This is a genomic window from Streptomyces indicus (assembly GCF_900100315.1).
In the GTDB taxonomy this organism is placed as follows: domain Bacteria; phylum Actinomycetota; class Actinomycetes; order Streptomycetales; family Streptomycetaceae; genus Streptomyces; species Streptomyces indicus.
Window position 1 is genome coordinate 134,107 of record NZ_FNFF01000007.1, and the last position, 15,302, is coordinate 149,408.

The window sequence follows — 15,302 nt, forward strand, 5'->3', positions numbered from 1 at the left end:
GGAAACCGTGGAAACCGCATCCCCCGACCTCCCTCGCCGTTTGCGCAGCCGATCTGGAACCCTTGAACCATGGAAATCCTCTGGGTCCTGATGGCCTTGCTCATGCTCGGCGCCGCCCTCGCCCCGTTCCTGCGCCGCGGGCGCACCGGCGGTATCCGCCTGACCAGCCCCGGCGCCCCCGACGCCGCGGACCCGGCGAACTACGGATTCGCCCTGCAGGAGGAGCTGGACATCCGGATGCCCGGCCCCGACCAGGACCTGCTCGACGTCCTCGAGGTGGTCCAGGGCACCCAGAACTGGAAGGCCGCGTCCCAGCTGCTCGCCGGCACCCCGGCCGAGGGTGAGCTGCGCTGGCAGCGCGTCCAGGCCTTCGCCGGCGCGGCCGCCCTGGAACTGGCCCAGCGTCCCGGCGGCGTCAGCGAGGCGCCCGGCGGACAGTGGCTCAGGGTGTGGCGGGCCGAGGCGCCGAAGGACGCGGGGGGTGCGGCCGTGCACGCCGAGTTCCTCGTCCAGCAGGCCTTCCGCACGGCCACGCCCGGCACCGACGAGCACCGGATCATCCTGGAGGAGGCCAAGGCGGCCTGCGGCGCGGCCGCGCTGCTCGCCCCCGGCGACCCGGTCCCGTACATCATCGAGCTCGCCATCGCCCGCGCCCTCAACTACTCGCGTGCGGACTTCGACCAGCTGTGGCTGAAGATCCTCGACCGCGACCCGCAGCACATGGGCGCGCACCTCGCGGCGCTGCACTACGCGACCGAGAAGTGGCACGGCTCGCGCGAGCAGGCCTACGCCTTCGCGGAGGCCGCGGCCGCCCGCGCGCCGCAGGGCTCCCTGCTCTCCGCGCTCCCCCTCTTCGCGGTCTTCGACCACCTGCCCGAGGTGCAGACGGTCAGCAGCTTCTGGCAGAGCGAGGTGGTGCGGAACGCGATCGAGGGCGCCCAGTTCGCGGTGCACTCGGCCCGTCCCGACGACCCGATGGCCGCGCACGTACGGCATCTCCTGGTCTTCTTCCTCGTACGGTCCGAGCGCTGGGGCGAGGCGATGCAGCAGCTCGTCGCGGTGGACGGGCACGTGGGGGCCCTGCCGTGGACGCAGTCCGCGGACCCGGCCGCGGCGTATGCGGTGTTCCGGGCGATGGCGGTCGCGGGTTACGAGGCGAACGGCGGCAGCCCGGCGACGCTGCCGCACTGACGCGGAATCCCACCGGCCACGCGGACGTTCTCCCCTCGGAACCCACCCACCCGCCAGCCGCCCGCGCCCTTGCTCCCCGTCCCCTCTGGAGGAACCCCATGATCTTCGGCCGCATCCCCCAGCTCCCCACCCCGGAGGAAGCCCTCCGCGGCCGCCCGGAGCCGGCCTTCGGCGTGCCCGAGCGGCACACCGTGCTCGGCAACCCGCTCGCGGGCCCGTACCCCGAGGGCCTCGAGGTGGCCGACTTCGCGCTCGGCTGCTTCTGGGGTGCGGAGCGCAAGTTCTGGCAGACCCCCGGCGTGTGGACCACCCTCGTCGGCTACCAGGGCGGCTACACGCCCCACCCGACCTACGACGAGGTCTGCTCGGGCCGCACCGGCCACACCGAGGTCGTCCGCGTGGTCTTCGACCCGGAGGTCGTCTCGTACGCGGACCTCCTGAAGCTCTTCTGGGAGAGCCACAACCCGACCCAGGGCTTCCGTCAGGGCAACGACGTGGGCACCCAGTACCGCTCGGCGATCCACACCCACTCCCCGGCCCAGGCGGAGGCGGCCGAATCCTCCCGCGAGGCCTACCAGAAGGTCCTGACCTCGTCGGGCTACGGCACGATCACCACGGAAATCCTCCCGGCGGCGGACCGCCCGTTCTACCCGGCGGAGGCGTACCACCAGCAGTACCTGGACAAGAACCCGGGCGGGTACTGCGGGATCGGGGGGACGGGGGTGTCCTGCCCGATCGGTGTGGCGAAGGCTGATGGGTGAGTGCTGGCACCGCCCCTGACGCTCCGGCCGAACTGTGGCTCGCACGACGGCCCGGCGGCCCGCCGATCGCCCACACCTTCACGTGGTAGTACGCGGACCGCTGGGTGCCTTCCACAGCCACATCTTCGTCGTCACCTCGGCCCCCGAAGAGGACGGTCCCGACCCGGAGTTGCACGTCTGCAGACGTCTGCATGCCAGCACGCATATGGGAGCCGGGTGGTGTGGATGCCCTGAGTAGTATGCCGGGGTCTGACCGAGAGCCCTGGATACGGGTGAGGTCAGGCTCTGAGTCCAGGGGGGACCTGCGTCATATGAAACTCCGTCATCATCCCATGATTCTGGCTTTCGTCGGGGTCCTGGCCATCACCGCATCTTTGCTGCTGCCCGCTCAAGCAGCCGACGCCGCCGGGGCCTCACGCAAGGTCGGCTACTTCTCCCGTGCGGCGACGGACTTCAGCGGTGAGAACTTCCAGATCCGCGATCTGGACCAAAAGGGCTCGGCTGCGAAGCTGACCCACCTTCATTACGCATTCGGCGACATCTCACCGAGCGGCGAATGCTACTTCGGTACAGGCGACGCCAAGCACGACTATCAGAAGGTCTTCGATTCCGGCCGCAGCGTCGACGGAGTAGCCGATCGGCCGGATCAGTCCCTGGCCGGCAACTTCAACCAGATCAAGAAGCTCAAGGCCAAGTACGGGTTGCGGACTTCCATCTCCATCGGCGGCGGATCCCGGTCCACGTACTTTTCCGAGGCGGCCTCCACGCCGGAGTCCCGCGAGAAGTTCGTCCGGTCTTGTATCGATCTCTATATCAAGGGAAACCTCCCGAAGACCGACGGCCTGCCGCAAGGCGGGATCGGCTCCGGTGCCGGAGTCTTCGATGGAATCGACCTCGACTGGGAGTATCCGGGTTCGCCTGGGAACGGCACCGTTGGCCGCAAGGAGGACAAGCAGAACTTCACGCTGCTCCTGGCCGAGTTCCGCCGTCAACTCAACCTCCACGGACAGCAGACCGGCAAGTACTACCTGCTCACCGCCGCTCTCGCCGGCAGCACCTACCGCATCAACCCGGGATACGAACTTCCCAAGATCTTCGACTATGTCGATTGGGCGGTGGTGATGGCCTACGACCTGCATGGCGCCTGGGAAACGCCGTTGATCGCCAACCATCAGTCAGCGCTGTACCTGAATTCCGCCGACCCGTCCGAAACCGCACGTAGCTGCGAGATCTATCTCAACAACTTCGTCAACGGCGGTGGTGTCGATCCGGCCCGGCTGGTGCTGGGCGTCCCCTTCTACAGCCAAGGATGGACCGGCGTCACCAACGCCGACCATGGCCTGTTCCAGGTCGCGAAGTCCGGCACCGCACCGGCGACCGACGACTACCGCAACGTCAAGAACCTGACCAACCTCGGCTATACCCGGTACTGGGACAGCACGGCCAAGGCTGCGTGGTTGTTCAACGGCAGCACATTCTGGACGCTTGACGATGCCCAGGTGATGGCGGAGAAGGCCGCATTCGTGAAGGCCGAAGGCCTCGGCGGCATCGGCATCTGGTCAATGGACGGCGACGACAGCCAGGGCTCCCTGATGGCCGAGATCGACAGTGGGCTGCGATAGGCGGTGGCCCCGCGGCATTCGCAGCGAGCTGGGGCGGCACCCACAGCCCCGCCGTACGATCCCGCCCATGATCAGACCGATAGCCGGCCCACCCCGCCCGAGACACCTCGCCTACGCCCTGCTCCTCGTCGCGCTCCTCACCCTCGGCTGGTACGCGGTGCAGCCGGTGTACGAAAGCTGCGTGGTCCTCGGTGAACCGGAGTCCTACGAGGAGGCGGTGGACGCGGGGCTGTGCCCGGCTCCCCACATGCGCTGGGAGACATGGCTCGACCAGGACCGTTCACTGGAGCATTGAGCAGTGCGGTGAGCTACTGGCGGCTGAAGCACGGCAAGGCTCCCGGGTAACGAAGTGGCCCCGGAGCCTACGGGGCCGAGCCGAGGCCGAAGTGGGCGGCCAGCCGGTCGGCCAGGGCAGGTGCCGGGAGTGTTCCGTCGATCGTGAGGGTCAGGAAGCTCTGCGGAGCCGATGCTGAGGCTGATTGCGTGCGGACTTCCTCGTCCCAGAGGGCGTCCCGGATCAGGCGTTTGGTGAGGGCGGTGGTGAGGTCTTCGGAGCCCCAGGTGGCCCTCCTGCGGGTCGTATCGGCGTAGCGGGAAGTAAGGGTGGCCCTCCTGAACTCGGGGGTCGGGAGCAGGAAGACCGCCTGGGTGTGGGCGCGCACGAGCGGGGCCAAGTGGTGCGGCAGGATGCCGAAGTAGTCGACCAGGACCGGGCGTTCGGCCGGCAGCGCCAGCAGGTCCTCGACGAGGAAGCCGACCGTCTCGCCGTGCAGGCTCGGCATCGTGCGGAACACCTCCTCGCCGCTGCGGCCGTGCCACATCCCTCCGGGCGGCAGCGCGCGCAGGGCGGTGAAGTGCGGGTGGCGGTGCGGGGTGCAGCGCTCCAGCCACGCGTGTTCCGCTCGGTCACTGCTGTAGACCGTCACGTCGTGGCGGTCGGCCAATAAGCGCGTCAGCGTGCTTTTTCCGGAAGCCGTGCCGCCGGTCATCCAGCGCACGTGCGCGAGCCGTTCCGTGAGGTCGTGGAGGGGTTGGGTTTTCGGGGTGGCTGAGGCCATGTCTCCATGGTGACGGGTGGATGGTGGATTGCGGTGGGCGCGTTCAGGCCGTGCGCCCACCCGCGTTCGCGTCATGCGCCCGCCGGCCGCGCTCGGGACGCTCCGTCGCCCAGGCGCTCGTCGATCCACCCGGCCATGCGCGCCAACAGCCGCTCCCCCGTAGGGCTTTGCGGGGTCAGCGCTGTGATCTGGAAGGCGTGCGTCAGGGATTCGTGGAGGTCGACCTCGACCTTCGTGCCCGCCGCCGACGCCGCCCGGGCGAAGCGGAGGGTGTCGTCGAGGAAGGCCTCCGCGCCGCCCACCAGCATCAGGAGCGGCGGCAGCGCGCCGAGGTCGCCGTGGTACGGGGACTGGGGCGGCTCGTCGCGCGGGGCGCCCGCCAGGTAGGCCTCCGTGATGCGGGTCAACAGGGCGCGGTCCACGCCCGGTTCGCGTGCCTCGTCGATGGAGGGGGCGGCAAGGGTGAAGTCCGTGAGGGGGGAGATGGTGAGGGCCGTCGCGGGGAGGTCGCGGCCCGTCTCCTTCAAGCGGAGGAGTGCCGACAGGACCAGCGCGCCGCCCGAGGATTCGCCCAGCAGGGCGATGCTGGAGGCGGGGACGCCTGCGGTGAGGAGTTGCTCGTAGGCCCGCACCACGTCGTCCAGGGGCGCGGGGTAGGGGTCCGCGGGCGCCAGGCGGTAGTGCGAGACGAAGACCGGACGGGCGGTCGCCGCGGAGAGTCGGTGGGCGTAGCGGGCGATGAGCTCCGGCATACGCGAGACGAAGCTGCCCCCGTGGGCGTAGACGATGACACCGTTGGCGAGCGAGGCGCCGGCCGCCGCGACCCAGACGCCCGGGGCGTCGAGTTCCGGCAGCTCCCCGGCTCCGTCCGCGCCCGGCGGCAGGGAGAGGTCGAGGGAGGCGATCCCCTGGAGTGCGGCGGCCACTTCGGCTGCGGCGGTTGCGGGGTCCGGTGTCGCGGGGATGCGCGTGATGTTCATGATCCAGAGGTTGATCTGGAGTTGGGGCCTCGGGCAAGCGTCTTTTGGTGCGGGCGGGGCAGGTCGCAGGCGGGAGCGGAAGTTCACTCCGTGAAAGGGCCCATCTCCCGTACGACGCGTGCCAGTGCCCGTACCGGCTCCGTCTCCGATTCCGTGTGCCAGACCAGGGACCAGCGCAGTGGACGGGCGTCCGGGATCGGCAGGTAGGCGAGGTCGGGCCGGGCGCCATAGCGGGCGACATGGGCGCTGGTGATGTCGATGGCGTGCGAGGTGGCGACGATCGCCGGGACCTCCTCGCAGGCCGTGACCGTGTGCCGCCGCTCGATGGGGCGCCCCGAGGGCGTGGCGAACGGCATGTAGGCGTCCTCCCAGTACGCGGGCAGTGGCACGCCGGCGCCGAACAGGCCGTGGTCGCCGAAGATCTCCATGGACACCTTCTTGTCCAGGGCCAGCGGATGGTCGGCGGCCATCATCGCCACCATCGGCTCGGCGCAGATGACCGGGCCGACGGTCAGGTCGGGCTCCTCGACCGGCAGCCAGGCGACGAGGACATCGACGTCACCCGTGCGCAGCGGGGCGAACGGGTCGATGAACGACGAGCGGCGGATGGACAGTTCCCACTGCGGGTGCCGGGCGCGGAAGGCGTCCCAGAACGGTTTGAGGTCGTACGCGTTGTCGCCGATCATGCCGACCCGCAGCATGGCGGTCTTGCCGCTGGCGGTGAGTGCGGCCCGGTCGAGGCTGCGCTGGAGGCTTGCGGGGATCGCCTGGACGTCGTCGCGCAGCTGCCGGCCGAGCGCGGTCAGACGCACCTGGCGGCTGCTGCGCTCGAAGAGCTTGGCGCCGATGCGGCGTTCCTGCTTGGCGATGGACTGGCTGACCGCCGCGGGCGAGAGGCGCAGCTGTTCGGCGGTGCGGCCGAAGTGCAGCTCCTGCGCCAGTGTCAGGAAGATCTCGATGTCCCGGAGTTCCACGATGTTCCCCGTGTCATGGCGATGGGTCGGACTGTCGTCGGCCCGTCCTCACTTGAAGACTTCGGCTGCCTGCGAAGCCCGCGCATCGTTCAGTTCGGATGAACGCTGTGTGCAGCGAACTGCTGTTGTTGTCGCGGCCCGGTTCCGGAAAGCTGGATTCCCGCCGACCGGCCGGCCGCCGCTGCCGCGACGACCGGGCGATTCTGGCATGCGTGGAGGCCGCCTGAACAGGTGAGCCGCCCCACGGACGGGGGGAACGGGGGACGGCTGGGGCACCCCATCGGGGGAGGGTGCCCCAGCCACGTCAGCCACGCCAGCTGCATCAGCCACGCCCTCGGGCCCGACCAGGCTCAGCCCCCGGCCGCCACCCGGCGCTCATGCACCCGCAGTTGAACCGTCGCCAGATCGAGCAGCGGCGTCGCGACGCCCAACTGCCGCGCCCGCGACGTCAGATCGCCGAAGAGGTGCTCCGCCTCGGTGCGACGGCCCTCCACGACATCGCGGTAGAGGGAGGGGACGAGGGGCGAGCCCGCCGCCGTGACCACGGCCGTGCTGCCCGCCAAGTCGGCCTCCGGGACCGGGTGTCCGGCCGCCGCGGCGACCGCCGCCGCCTCCGCCAGGAGCGCCGGGCCGAGCTCCGGGCCACCGGGGACGGCGTTCACCTCGCCGACCGTGCCCCGCCCGAGGCAGGTGAGCGCGCCCATCGTCACGATGAACGCCCACTTCGACCACATCGCCTCGTACACGTCCGGGGACGCGACGGCGTCGAGGCCGGGCACGTCGAGGATCTCCCGTATCGCCGCGACCCGTTCGGAGATGCCGCCCTTCTGCTCCCCGAAGGTCAGCTGGGACATGGCCGCCATGCGGACGATGTCGCCCTCGGGCGAGAGCTTGGTGACCACCTTGACCGTCCCGCCGAGCACCGCGTCCGCGCCGAACTCGGCGGTGAGCCGGTCGATATGGGCCAGACCGTTGAGGAACGGCACGATCACCGTCGAGGGCCCGACCGCGGGCCGGAGCGCCGCGACCGACTCCTCCAGCGTCGTCGCCTTCACGGCGAGCAGGATCAGGTCGTACGGGGCGGAGATCTCCTCCGCGAGGACGAGCTGCGGCTCCAGGGGCGCCCAGTCCTCCGTGCCCTTGCCGGTGATGCGCAGGCCGCGCGCCCGCAGCACCTCGGCGCGTCCGGGACGTACGAGGAAGGTCACGTCGCGGCCGGCGCGGGCGAGCAGCGCACCGAAGTACCCGCCGGTGGCGCCGGCTCCGACTACCAGGATCTTCATGCGAGTTCCTTTCGCGTTCCGCGTCCCGTGCGGAGGGATCGCGTTCCGCCCCGAGTGAACCACCCGGTCTCGGTGGTGCCTACACCGAGACCGGATCCCGGACAGCCGAAGGGCCCGGCCTCCCGCAGGAGACCGGGCCCACCTCACGCCCGCGCGAACGGACTCAACTCACGTACCGGCAAAGGCGGTCAGATCGTCGCCGTGTCGATCACGAAGCGGTAGCGCACGTCCGAGGCGAGGACCCGCTCGTACGCCTCGTTGATCTGCTCGGCGCCGATCACCTCGATCTCCGCGCCGAAGCCGTGCTCCGCGCAGAAGTCCAGCATCTCCTGGGTCTCCGCGATGCCGCCGATCATCGAGCCGGCGAGGGTCTTGCGGCCGCCGATGACCGAGAAGAGGTTCAGGGACACGGGCTCCTCGGGGGCGCCGACGTTGGCGAAGACGCCGTCGACCTTCAGCAGGCCCAGGTACTGGTCCAGCGGCAGCGGGGCCGAGACCGTGGAGACGATCAGGTCGAAGGTGCCGGCCAGCTCCTCGAAGGTCGCCGGGTCGCTGGTGGCGTAGTAGTGGTCGGCGCCCAGGCGCTCGCCGTCCGCCTTCTTGCGCAGCGACTGCGACAGGACCGTCACCTCGGCGCCGAGCGCGTGGGCGATCTTGACGCCCATGTGGCCGAGACCGCCGAGGCCGACGATGGCGACCTTCTTGCCGGGGCCGGCGTTCCAGTGCTTGAGCGGGGAGTAGAGGGTGATGCCGGCGCACAGGAGCGGCGCGGCCACGTCGAGGGCGAGGCCCTCGGGGATGCGGACGGCGTAGTTCTCGTCGACGACGAGGTGCGTGGAGTAGCCGCCGTAGGTGGGCTCGCCGTTCTTGTCCAGCGCGTTGTACGTGCCCGTCATGCCCTGCACGCAGTACTGCTCCAGGCCCTGCTCGCAGTACTCGCACTCACGGCAGGAGTCCACGAAGCAGCCGACGCCCACCTTGTCGCCGACCTTGTACTTGGTGACCTCCGGGCCGACCTCGCTGACGACACCGGCGATCTCGTGGCCGGGCACCATCGGGAAGATGCCCTCGCCCCAGCCGTCGCGGGCCTGGTGGATGTCGGAGTGGCAGATACCGGCGAACTTGATGTCGATCAGGATGTCGTGCGCACCCACCGCCCGGCGCTCGATGGTGGTGCGCTCCAGGGGCGCGTTGGCGGCGGGGGCGGCGTAGGCGGCGACGGTGGTGCTCATGGTCGGGGTTCCCCTCGTGGGTTCGATCTTCCGGTCGCTGATCAGCCTGCCGGAGCCGCAGAGGGCTACCCAGCCCTCTGTCGTGCCTACGTCCCGTGTTCCTACTACTGGCAGGGTCAGGATCCGTGCGTACGCCGGAGGGATACTGGAACGCATGAGTGAGCAGGAATCCGCCGCATCCCCCGACCCCGCGCTCGACCGGCGCGCGGAGCTGAGCGAGTTCCTGCGCACCCGCCGGGCCCGCATCAAGCCCGCCGACGTGGGGCTGCCCGACTACGGGCACCGGCGCCGTGTGCCGGGCCTCAGACGCGAGGAGCTGTCCCAGCTCGCCGGGGTCTCGGTGGCGTACTACACGCGCCTGGAGCAGGGGAACGGGGCGAACGTGTCGACGGAGATCCTGGACGCGATCTCCCGCGCCCTGCGGCTCACCGACGCCGAGCACGCGCACCTGCTGCACCTGACGAAGCCCAAGCAGCACAAGAAGAAGCGCAAGGGCGGCGCCCGCCAGCAGGTGCGGCCCGCGTTGCAGCAGCTCATGGACGCGATGGAGACGGTGCCGGCGTACGTCGTGGGGCGGCGTACGGACATCCTGGCCTGGAACCGGGCGGCCGCCGCGCTCTTCGGCGACTTCGCCTCCTGGCCGGCCGAGGACCGCAACTGGTCACGGATGATCTTCCTGAACCAGCAGATCAGGGATCTGTTCCGGAAGAACCTGGACCAGAAGTCCGCCGACGTCGTCAGCTATCTGCGGATGGACGCGGGCTGCCACCCCGACGATCCGGAGCTCTCCGCGCTCGTCGGACAGCTCTCCGTGAAGAGCGAGGAGTTCCGCCGGCTGTGGGCCGCGCACGACGTGCAGGAGAAGGGGCACGGCACGAAGACCTTCAGCCATCCCCTGGTCGGCGAGCTGACCCTCGCGTTCGAGACGCTGAGCCTGGCCGACGACGCCGAGCAGTACCTGACGACGTACAGCGCCGAGCCCGGCTCCCCCTCGGCGGAGGCGCTGCGGCTGCTCATCAGCTGGGGCACGGACGCCACCACCGCCGACCGTACGGACCACGCCCAGGGCTGATCCGCGCCCGTACGCGGCGGCACGTACGCGGCGGCGGCCTCAGGGCCGGTAGGGCCCGCCCGGCACTCCCCAGCCCCAGGCCGGCATCGGCTGGTCGGGCGGGCAGTCCTCGTCGGAGGCGTCGTTGGAGTAGTACAGCGCCATCCTGGTGCCCCACTCGACGTACGCGACGAACGCCGAGCGGAACTCGGGGTCGCCCGGCAGCTCCGCCTCGTCGGCGGCATCGAGCAGGAGGTTCACCCAGCGCCGCCGCTGCGCCTCGGTGATGTGCTTGCCGAGGTGCTTCAGGGCCATGTGCCGGTGCCCGCCCAGCTCTTCGCTGTACGTCTTCGGGCCTCCGAACACCTCAGCGATCCACAGCGCGACGTGTCCGGCGTGCTCGTGCGGCAGGTCGCGGAACAGCCCGCCGAGCAGGTCGTCGGCGACGACCTTGGCGTAGAAGGCCTCGGTGAGCCGCTCGAAGCTCTTCGCGCCGCCGGCCCAGGCGTACAGCGAGGGCACCGCCGCGCCCTGCCCGGCCACACCGGTCGGCGCGTAGTGCCGCATCTCGGCGATGTCCTTGACGTACGGGCCGACCTCGGCGAAGAACGCACGGAACTCGGCCGAGGCGCGGAAGGTCTCCATGTGCTCGCGCGTGGAGGTCCAGGTGATGCGCAGGATGAAGCTCTCGGGCTCCTCCTCGCACCGGCGCAGCTCGTAGTCCACGCACTGCGGGGAGGCGGCGAGGGACTCCGCGGCGCGTGCGTACGCGGCGATGAACTCCTCGGCGCCGTCGGCGGCGACGGTGTAGCGGATGTACTCGACAGTCCGGCTGCTGCTCATGCCCCGGACGCTACGTCACGAGGGCGGCCCGCAGGAACCACCGCGGGTTCCTGCGGGCCGCTTCAACTCACCGGCGTACTACGGCAGTTGAACCACCTCTGCTCGTACGTGCGCCTACTTGCCGTAGTACGCGTCGTAGACCGACATGGCGGTGGTGTTGCCCTTCTTGTCGCTGATCTTCGCATGGAAGGAGACCGACTTGCCCTTGGCCGGGTTCTTGAACTCGACCTTGCCGTTCTTGACGGTGAGCTTCTTCCAGTTCTTGCCGGCGTCGTAACTGACGTATACGGAAAGGGACTTGAGGTTCTTCCCGGCCGCGGCACCCTGGACGGTCACGGGCATGCTCGTCCTCGCGCCCGCGGGGGCGGTGGAGTCGAGCGCCGTCTTCGGCGCGAAGCGGGCCACCGAGACGGGGAGCTTCGTGAACCCGGCCGTCTTCTTGGACTTGAAGGTGAACGTCAGGGTGACGCGGCTCGTCACCCGCGCCACCGACAGGTCGCGCCGCACCGAGGAGACCAGCTTGTACGAGGCCTCCGCGGACGGCACCTTGAAGAGGCACTCGTCCAGCGGCCGCGCGCACTCACGGAGCTTGGTGCCGTTGCGGTACAGCTGGGTGCTGCCCGACTTGTGCGGCGCCCAGCCTGAGTGGTTCTGCCCGTCGGAGAACACCGCGACGGCGGCGTTGATGTCGTTGCCCGAACGGAACACCCCCAGCTCGGAGTTGACCTTCGGCCCAAAGACGGCGGTGTTGAACGTCTTCGTGTACGTCTTGCCGGCCTTGAGCACCTGCGGGGTGCCGAGGTCGTAGAGCGCGTCGGCCAGCAGCTCGCCCTCCGGGGTGCGTCCGCGCACCTGGCCGAACTCCAGGTTCCAGGCCGCCCCGTTCGCCGTGGACAGATGGACCGTGCGGGTGCCCGGCAGCTTCTGCTCGATCGGACGGCCCAGCATGTTCCCGCCGGTGGGGCTGTCGGCGAGCGCGGCGAGGACGCCGGTCCTGCCGGGGACGGACGCGCCCAGGCCGACCTTGGCCGTGGCCAGGTCGGTGGCCTTGAAGTGCCGGGTGGCGGCGTGGAACTTCACCGGCTTGGCGGCGAACCAGATGTCGTACTCGGTGGCCGCGCCCTTGGTCCAGGTGCCGCTCCACTGCTGGCTGAGCCCGGACAGCGGCAGGCCGAGGTGGGCGGTGCGCAGGTCGGCGAAGGAGTCCGTCGCCAGACCGAAGTCCCAGCCGGACCGCTCGTAGGCGTACGAGGTGTACGCGAACCACGGCTTCGCCGAGGCGTCCGGCACCGTGATGTTCTGGGCCTTCGCCGTACGGGCGTCGAGCGTCAGCGTCACGTCCTTGGTGACGGTGAGGCTGGGCTGCGCCAGCCAGTCGACACCGCCCTTGAAGGTCACCGGGTCCTTGGTGAACAGGGCGTTCAGGGCGTAACTGCCCTTGGGCACACGCGCGGTGACCGTGCCCGAGGCGTCGTCGAGCTCCAGCTCCAGGCCCTCGCCCGAGCCCAGGAACCCGGTGAGGAAGGTGCGGAAGTCCGCCGTCGGCCGCCCGTCCCGCCCGATGTGCTTGAGCGTCACGTCGTACGACTCGCTCTCGCGCTGCACGGACGCGGCCGTGCGCACCAACTGGCCGCCGCCGCTCGCCGTGACGACCGCGGAGTACGCGCCGTCGAGGGTGCCGCCCAGCTTCGTGTCGGCGACCACGTCCACGGAGACCGTGCCGCCCGCCGGCACCGTGACCTTGGTCGCCCCGAGCGTGAAGAAGCCCGCCGGGGCGGCCTGCCGCTTGGGGTTGTAGCCCTGCACCGCGAGATCGAGGATCACGTCCTCGGTGCCCGTGTTCTTGTACGTGAGCTGCTTCGTCAGCTTCGGGTCGTCGGTGTGCGGCCACCGGGCCACCCCGAACGCCAGCGGCGAGGGTTCGGCGAACACGGCCTGCCGGACGGCCCTGTCGACCTGGATACGGCCCGTGCCCTGCTGGAACGGCGTGTACGCGCCGCCCTTGGCGGAGCCGGTGAGCGCGGACTTGAGGTCCTTGGACGTCCACTCCGGGTGCTGCTGCTTGAGCAGGGCGGCGGCACCCGCGACATGCGGAGTCGCCATCGACGTACCCGAAATGGCCAGGTAGCCCGGCGCCGGGTGGGCGACCTCGGGGTCCTTGTCGATGAGGCTGCCGGGTGCGGCCGCGGCGGCGATGCCCACGCCGGGAGCGGTCACGTCGGGCTTCAGGCCGCCGTCGCCGACGCGCGGGCCCCTGCTGGAGAACGGGGCGAGCTTGTCGGAGCGGTCGACGGCGCCCACGGTGAGCGCGGCGTCGGCGCTGCCCGGCGAGCCGACCGTCCGGTCCCCGTACTCGCCGTCGTTGCCCGCGGCGACGGCGAACAGGACGCCGTTCTGCTCCGCGTACTTGTTGACGGCCGCTTCCATCGGGTCGATCCCGGGGGTGTCGGCCCCGCCCAGGCTCATGTTGATGATGTCCGCGCCCTGGGCCACGGCCCAGTCGATGCCGGCGATGATGCCGGAGTCGTCGCCGGACCCGTCGTCGCCGAGCACCTTGCCGTTGAGCAGCTCGGCGCCGGGCGCGACGCCCTTGTACTTGCCGCCCGACTTGGCGCCCGTACCGGCGGCGATGGACGCGACATGCGTGCCGTGGCCGAACTTGTCCCCCGTACCGGCCGAGGCCGAGAAGTTCTTCGCGGCGACGACCTGGTCCTTCAGGTCCGGGTGCGCGGCATCGACGCCCGTGTCGAGGACGGCGATCCTCACGCCCTTGCCGTCGTAGCCGGCCGCCCAGGCCTTGTCGGCGCCGATCTGCTTGACGCTGCGGTCCAGGCTCGCCTTGCGGACGCCGTCGAGCCAGACCTTGGCGACACCGCTGGCCGTGGTGCGGCCGTCGCCGCGCTCCCGGGTGAGGGCCGCCCAGATCTCGGGGGTGTCGTCCTCGGGTGTCGTCAGGGCCTCGGCGTTCAGGGACCTGAGGACCCTGCGCACCGTCGTGCCGCCCGCGTCGCGTACATCGGACCGGGCGCCGGCCGCCGCGCCCTGGTAGCCGACGATCAGCTTGAGGCCCTTGCGATGGGCCTTGCGGCTCTCGGCCTTGCTCAGCTCGGTGACGTCGAAGAGCCTGCGGTCGAGCCGGCCCTCGGCGATCAACTGCTGTGCGTCCAACGGCACGACGAGCGTGTGTCCGGCGGAGCGCTGGACGCGCACCGGTATCTTCTCGCGCCCCTCGGCCCGCTCGATGCCGACGACCTTGCCCTCGGCGTCCACGACCACCCGGTCACCGGTGATCAGCCGGACGCGGTGGTGCCCGGACCCGCCGGACCCGTCCGCCGCGCTCTGCCCGGTCGCCTGCGGCTTCGCCGCGGACGCCGGTGCGGTCATTCCCCCCGCGAGTGCCACGGCCGCCGCTACGGCGACCGTGGACATACCCGCTCTTTTGACGTGTCTGCGCAACTCTCCCCCTGATATCCGTAGTTCGCGTCACTTAGGACGGTCGCTCGGGGAGTTCGGTTGTGCGTACACAGTCATGTTTCCGGTCGGCCTTCGGGGCTGCTTTCCGGCCGCCGCGCGAGAACGCCTCAGGCCGAGGCGTTCTCCGTGACCGTCAGGCGGCCCTTCCTGATGGTCGCGAGGCGCGGCGCCCGCTTCGCGATCGCGCTGTCGTGCGTGACCATCACGAACGTCAGGCCGTGCTCCTTCCAGAGCCCTTCGAGCAGGTCCATGATCTCGTCGCGCATCGACTCGTCGAGGTTGCCGGTGGGCTCGTCGGCGAGCAGCACCTTCGGCCGCTTCACCAACGCCCGTGCGATCGCGACGCGTTGCTGCTGGCCGCCGGACATCTCGCCGGGCAGATGGCCGCGCCGCTCGCCGAGGCCCACCGAGCCGAGCGCCTCGGCGGCCCGTTCACGCCGGTCCTTCGCCTTGAGCTTCAGGGGGACGAGGGCGGTCTCCACGTTCTCCTGCGCGGTCAGCGTCGGGATGAGGTTGAAGGACTGGAACACGAAGCCGATGCTCTCGCTGCGCACCCGGGTCAGGCGCGCCTCGGGGAGGGTGGCGAGATCGGTGCCGTCGAGTTCGACCTGTCCCGCCGTGGGGCGGTCGAGGCCCCCGAGCATCTGCAGGAGGGTGGACTTGCCGCCGCCGGTGGGGCCCTGGATGACGAGACGGCCGCCGTCCTCGATGGTCAGGTCGACGCCGTCGAGCGCCTGCACGCTCGCTTTGCCGCGGCGGTACGTCTTGGTGACGCCTCTGAGGTGGTACATGGTGGATGACTCCTGGAAAGTCCGTCAGGCGTACGGGAGTTG

At 70.3% G+C, this 15,302-nt stretch carries 13 protein-coding genes; 5 read left to right on the forward strand and 8 right to left on the reverse strand.

Annotation, left to right across the window (positions count from 1 at the left end):
• Window positions 1-69 precede the first annotated feature (69 nt).
• The 4 genes from BLT97_RS19030 to BLT97_RS19045 all read left to right on the forward strand — a co-directional run bounded on the left by BLT97_RS19030 (window position 70) and on the right by BLT97_RS19045 (window position 3,869).
• On the forward strand, window positions 70-1,191 hold the full coding sequence (locus tag BLT97_RS19030) for a hypothetical protein (protein WP_093611784.1): 1,122 nt from the start codon (window positions 70-72) through the stop codon (window positions 1,189-1,191).
• Between the two features lie 98 nt (window positions 1,192-1,289).
• Complete coding sequence (gene msrA / locus BLT97_RS19035) at window positions 1,290-1,952, forward strand: peptide-methionine (S)-S-oxide reductase MsrA (RefSeq protein ID WP_093611786.1); 663 nt, start codon at window positions 1,290-1,292, stop codon at window positions 1,950-1,952.
• Between the two features lie 332 nt (window positions 1,953-2,284).
• Window positions 2,285-3,574, forward strand: a complete 1,290-nt coding sequence (locus BLT97_RS19040; protein WP_093611788.1) for a glycoside hydrolase family 18 protein — start codon at window positions 2,285-2,287, stop codon at window positions 3,572-3,574.
• Between the two features lie 67 nt (window positions 3,575-3,641).
• Window positions 3,642-3,869, forward strand: coding sequence for a hypothetical protein (locus tag BLT97_RS19045; RefSeq protein WP_093611790.1), 228 nt, complete (start codon window positions 3,642-3,644; stop codon window positions 3,867-3,869).
• Window positions 3,870-3,936: 67 nt separating this feature from the next.
• Here BLT97_RS19045 and BLT97_RS19050 read toward each other — a convergent pair whose 3' ends face one another.
• From BLT97_RS19050 to BLT97_RS19070, 5 genes are all read right to left on the reverse strand, one after another.
• Window positions 3,937-4,632 (reverse strand): hypothetical protein, encoded by a 696-nt coding sequence (locus tag BLT97_RS19050; protein ID WP_093611792.1) that lies wholly within the window; start codon window positions 4,630-4,632, stop codon window positions 3,937-3,939.
• A 71-nt stretch (window positions 4,633-4,703) separates the two neighbouring features.
• Complete coding sequence (locus tag BLT97_RS19055) at window positions 4,704-5,612, reverse strand: alpha/beta hydrolase fold domain-containing protein (RefSeq protein WP_176953826.1); 909 nt, start codon at window positions 5,610-5,612, stop codon at window positions 4,704-4,706.
• 83 nt (window positions 5,613-5,695) lie between these two features.
• Window positions 5,696-6,586 carry a LysR family transcriptional regulator gene (locus tag BLT97_RS19060; protein ID WP_093611794.1) on the reverse strand — a complete coding sequence of 297 codons (891 nt, stop codon included), beginning with the start codon at window positions 6,584-6,586 and terminating at the stop codon, window positions 5,696-5,698.
• A gap of 350 nt (window positions 6,587-6,936) precedes the next feature.
• Window positions 6,937-7,869: a ketopantoate reductase family protein gene (locus tag BLT97_RS19065; protein WP_093611796.1), complete on the reverse strand. Its 933-nt coding sequence runs from the start codon at window positions 7,867-7,869 to the stop codon at window positions 6,937-6,939.
• 188 nt (window positions 7,870-8,057) lie between these two features.
• Complete coding sequence (locus BLT97_RS19070) at window positions 8,058-9,101, reverse strand: NAD(P)-dependent alcohol dehydrogenase (protein WP_093611798.1); 1,044 nt, start codon at window positions 9,099-9,101, stop codon at window positions 8,058-8,060.
• A gap of 154 nt (window positions 9,102-9,255) precedes the next feature.
• On the opposite strand from BLT97_RS19070, the gene BLT97_RS19075 reads away from it, so the two are divergent.
• The gene (locus BLT97_RS19075; protein WP_093611800.1) at window positions 9,256-10,173 is read left to right on the forward strand and encodes a helix-turn-helix domain-containing protein; all 918 of its coding nucleotides are present in this window, start codon (window positions 9,256-9,258) and stop codon (window positions 10,171-10,173) included.
• Window positions 10,174-10,212: 39 nt separating this feature from the next.
• Here the strand turns inward: BLT97_RS19075 and BLT97_RS19080 are convergent, their stop codons facing one another.
• From BLT97_RS19080 to BLT97_RS19090, 3 genes are all read right to left on the reverse strand, one after another.
• Window positions 10,213-10,995 carry a group II truncated hemoglobin gene (locus BLT97_RS19080; protein ID WP_093611802.1) on the reverse strand — a complete coding sequence of 261 codons (783 nt, stop codon included), beginning with the start codon at window positions 10,993-10,995 and terminating at the stop codon, window positions 10,213-10,215.
• Between the two features lie 114 nt (window positions 10,996-11,109).
• Window positions 11,110-14,424: a S8 family peptidase gene (locus BLT97_RS19085; protein WP_093611804.1), complete on the reverse strand. Its 3,315-nt coding sequence runs from the start codon at window positions 14,422-14,424 to the stop codon at window positions 11,110-11,112.
• Window positions 14,425-14,576: 152 nt separating this feature from the next.
• Complete coding sequence (locus BLT97_RS19090; protein ID WP_093611806.1) at window positions 14,577-15,260, reverse strand: ABC transporter ATP-binding protein; 684 nt, start codon at window positions 15,258-15,260, stop codon at window positions 14,577-14,579.
• Between the last annotated feature and the right edge of the window lie 42 nt (window positions 15,261-15,302).

Bases quoted from the DNA above. Each gene is read 5' to 3' on its own strand.
- BLT97_RS19030 (WP_093611784.1), top strand. From the start codon at position 70: ATGGAAATCCTCTGGGTCCTGATGGCCTTGCTCATGCTCGGCGCCGCC.
- msrA (WP_093611786.1), top strand. From the start codon at position 1,290: ATGATCTTCGGCCGCATCCCCCAGCTCCCCACCCCGGAGGAAGCCCTC.
- BLT97_RS19040 (WP_093611788.1), top strand. From the start codon at position 2,285: ATGATTCTGGCTTTCGTCGGGGTCCTGGCCATCACCGCATCTTTGCTG.
- BLT97_RS19045 (WP_093611790.1), top strand. From the start codon at position 3,642: ATGATCAGACCGATAGCCGGCCCACCCCGCCCGAGACACCTCGCCTAC.
- BLT97_RS19050 (WP_093611792.1), bottom strand. From the start codon at position 4,632: ATGGCCTCAGCCACCCCGAAAACCCAACCCCTCCACGACCTCACGGAA.
- BLT97_RS19055 (WP_176953826.1), bottom strand. From the start codon at position 5,612: ATGAACATCACGCGCATCCCCGCGACACCGGACCCCGCAACCGCCGCA.
- BLT97_RS19065 (WP_093611796.1), bottom strand. From the start codon at position 7,869: ATGAAGATCCTGGTAGTCGGAGCCGGCGCCACCGGCGGGTACTTCGGT.
- BLT97_RS19070 (WP_093611798.1), bottom strand. From the start codon at position 9,101: ATGAGCACCACCGTCGCCGCCTACGCCGCCCCCGCCGCCAACGCGCCC.
- BLT97_RS19075 (WP_093611800.1), top strand. From the start codon at position 9,256: ATGAGTGAGCAGGAATCCGCCGCATCCCCCGACCCCGCGCTCGACCGG.
- BLT97_RS19080 (WP_093611802.1), bottom strand. From the start codon at position 10,995: ATGAGCAGCAGCCGGACTGTCGAGTACATCCGCTACACCGTCGCCGCC.
- BLT97_RS19085 (WP_093611804.1), bottom strand. From the start codon at position 14,424: ATGTCCACGGTCGCCGTAGCGGCGGCCGTGGCACTCGCGGGGGGAATG.
- BLT97_RS19090 (WP_093611806.1), bottom strand. From the start codon at position 15,260: ATGTACCACCTCAGAGGCGTCACCAAGACGTACCGCCGCGGCAAAGCG.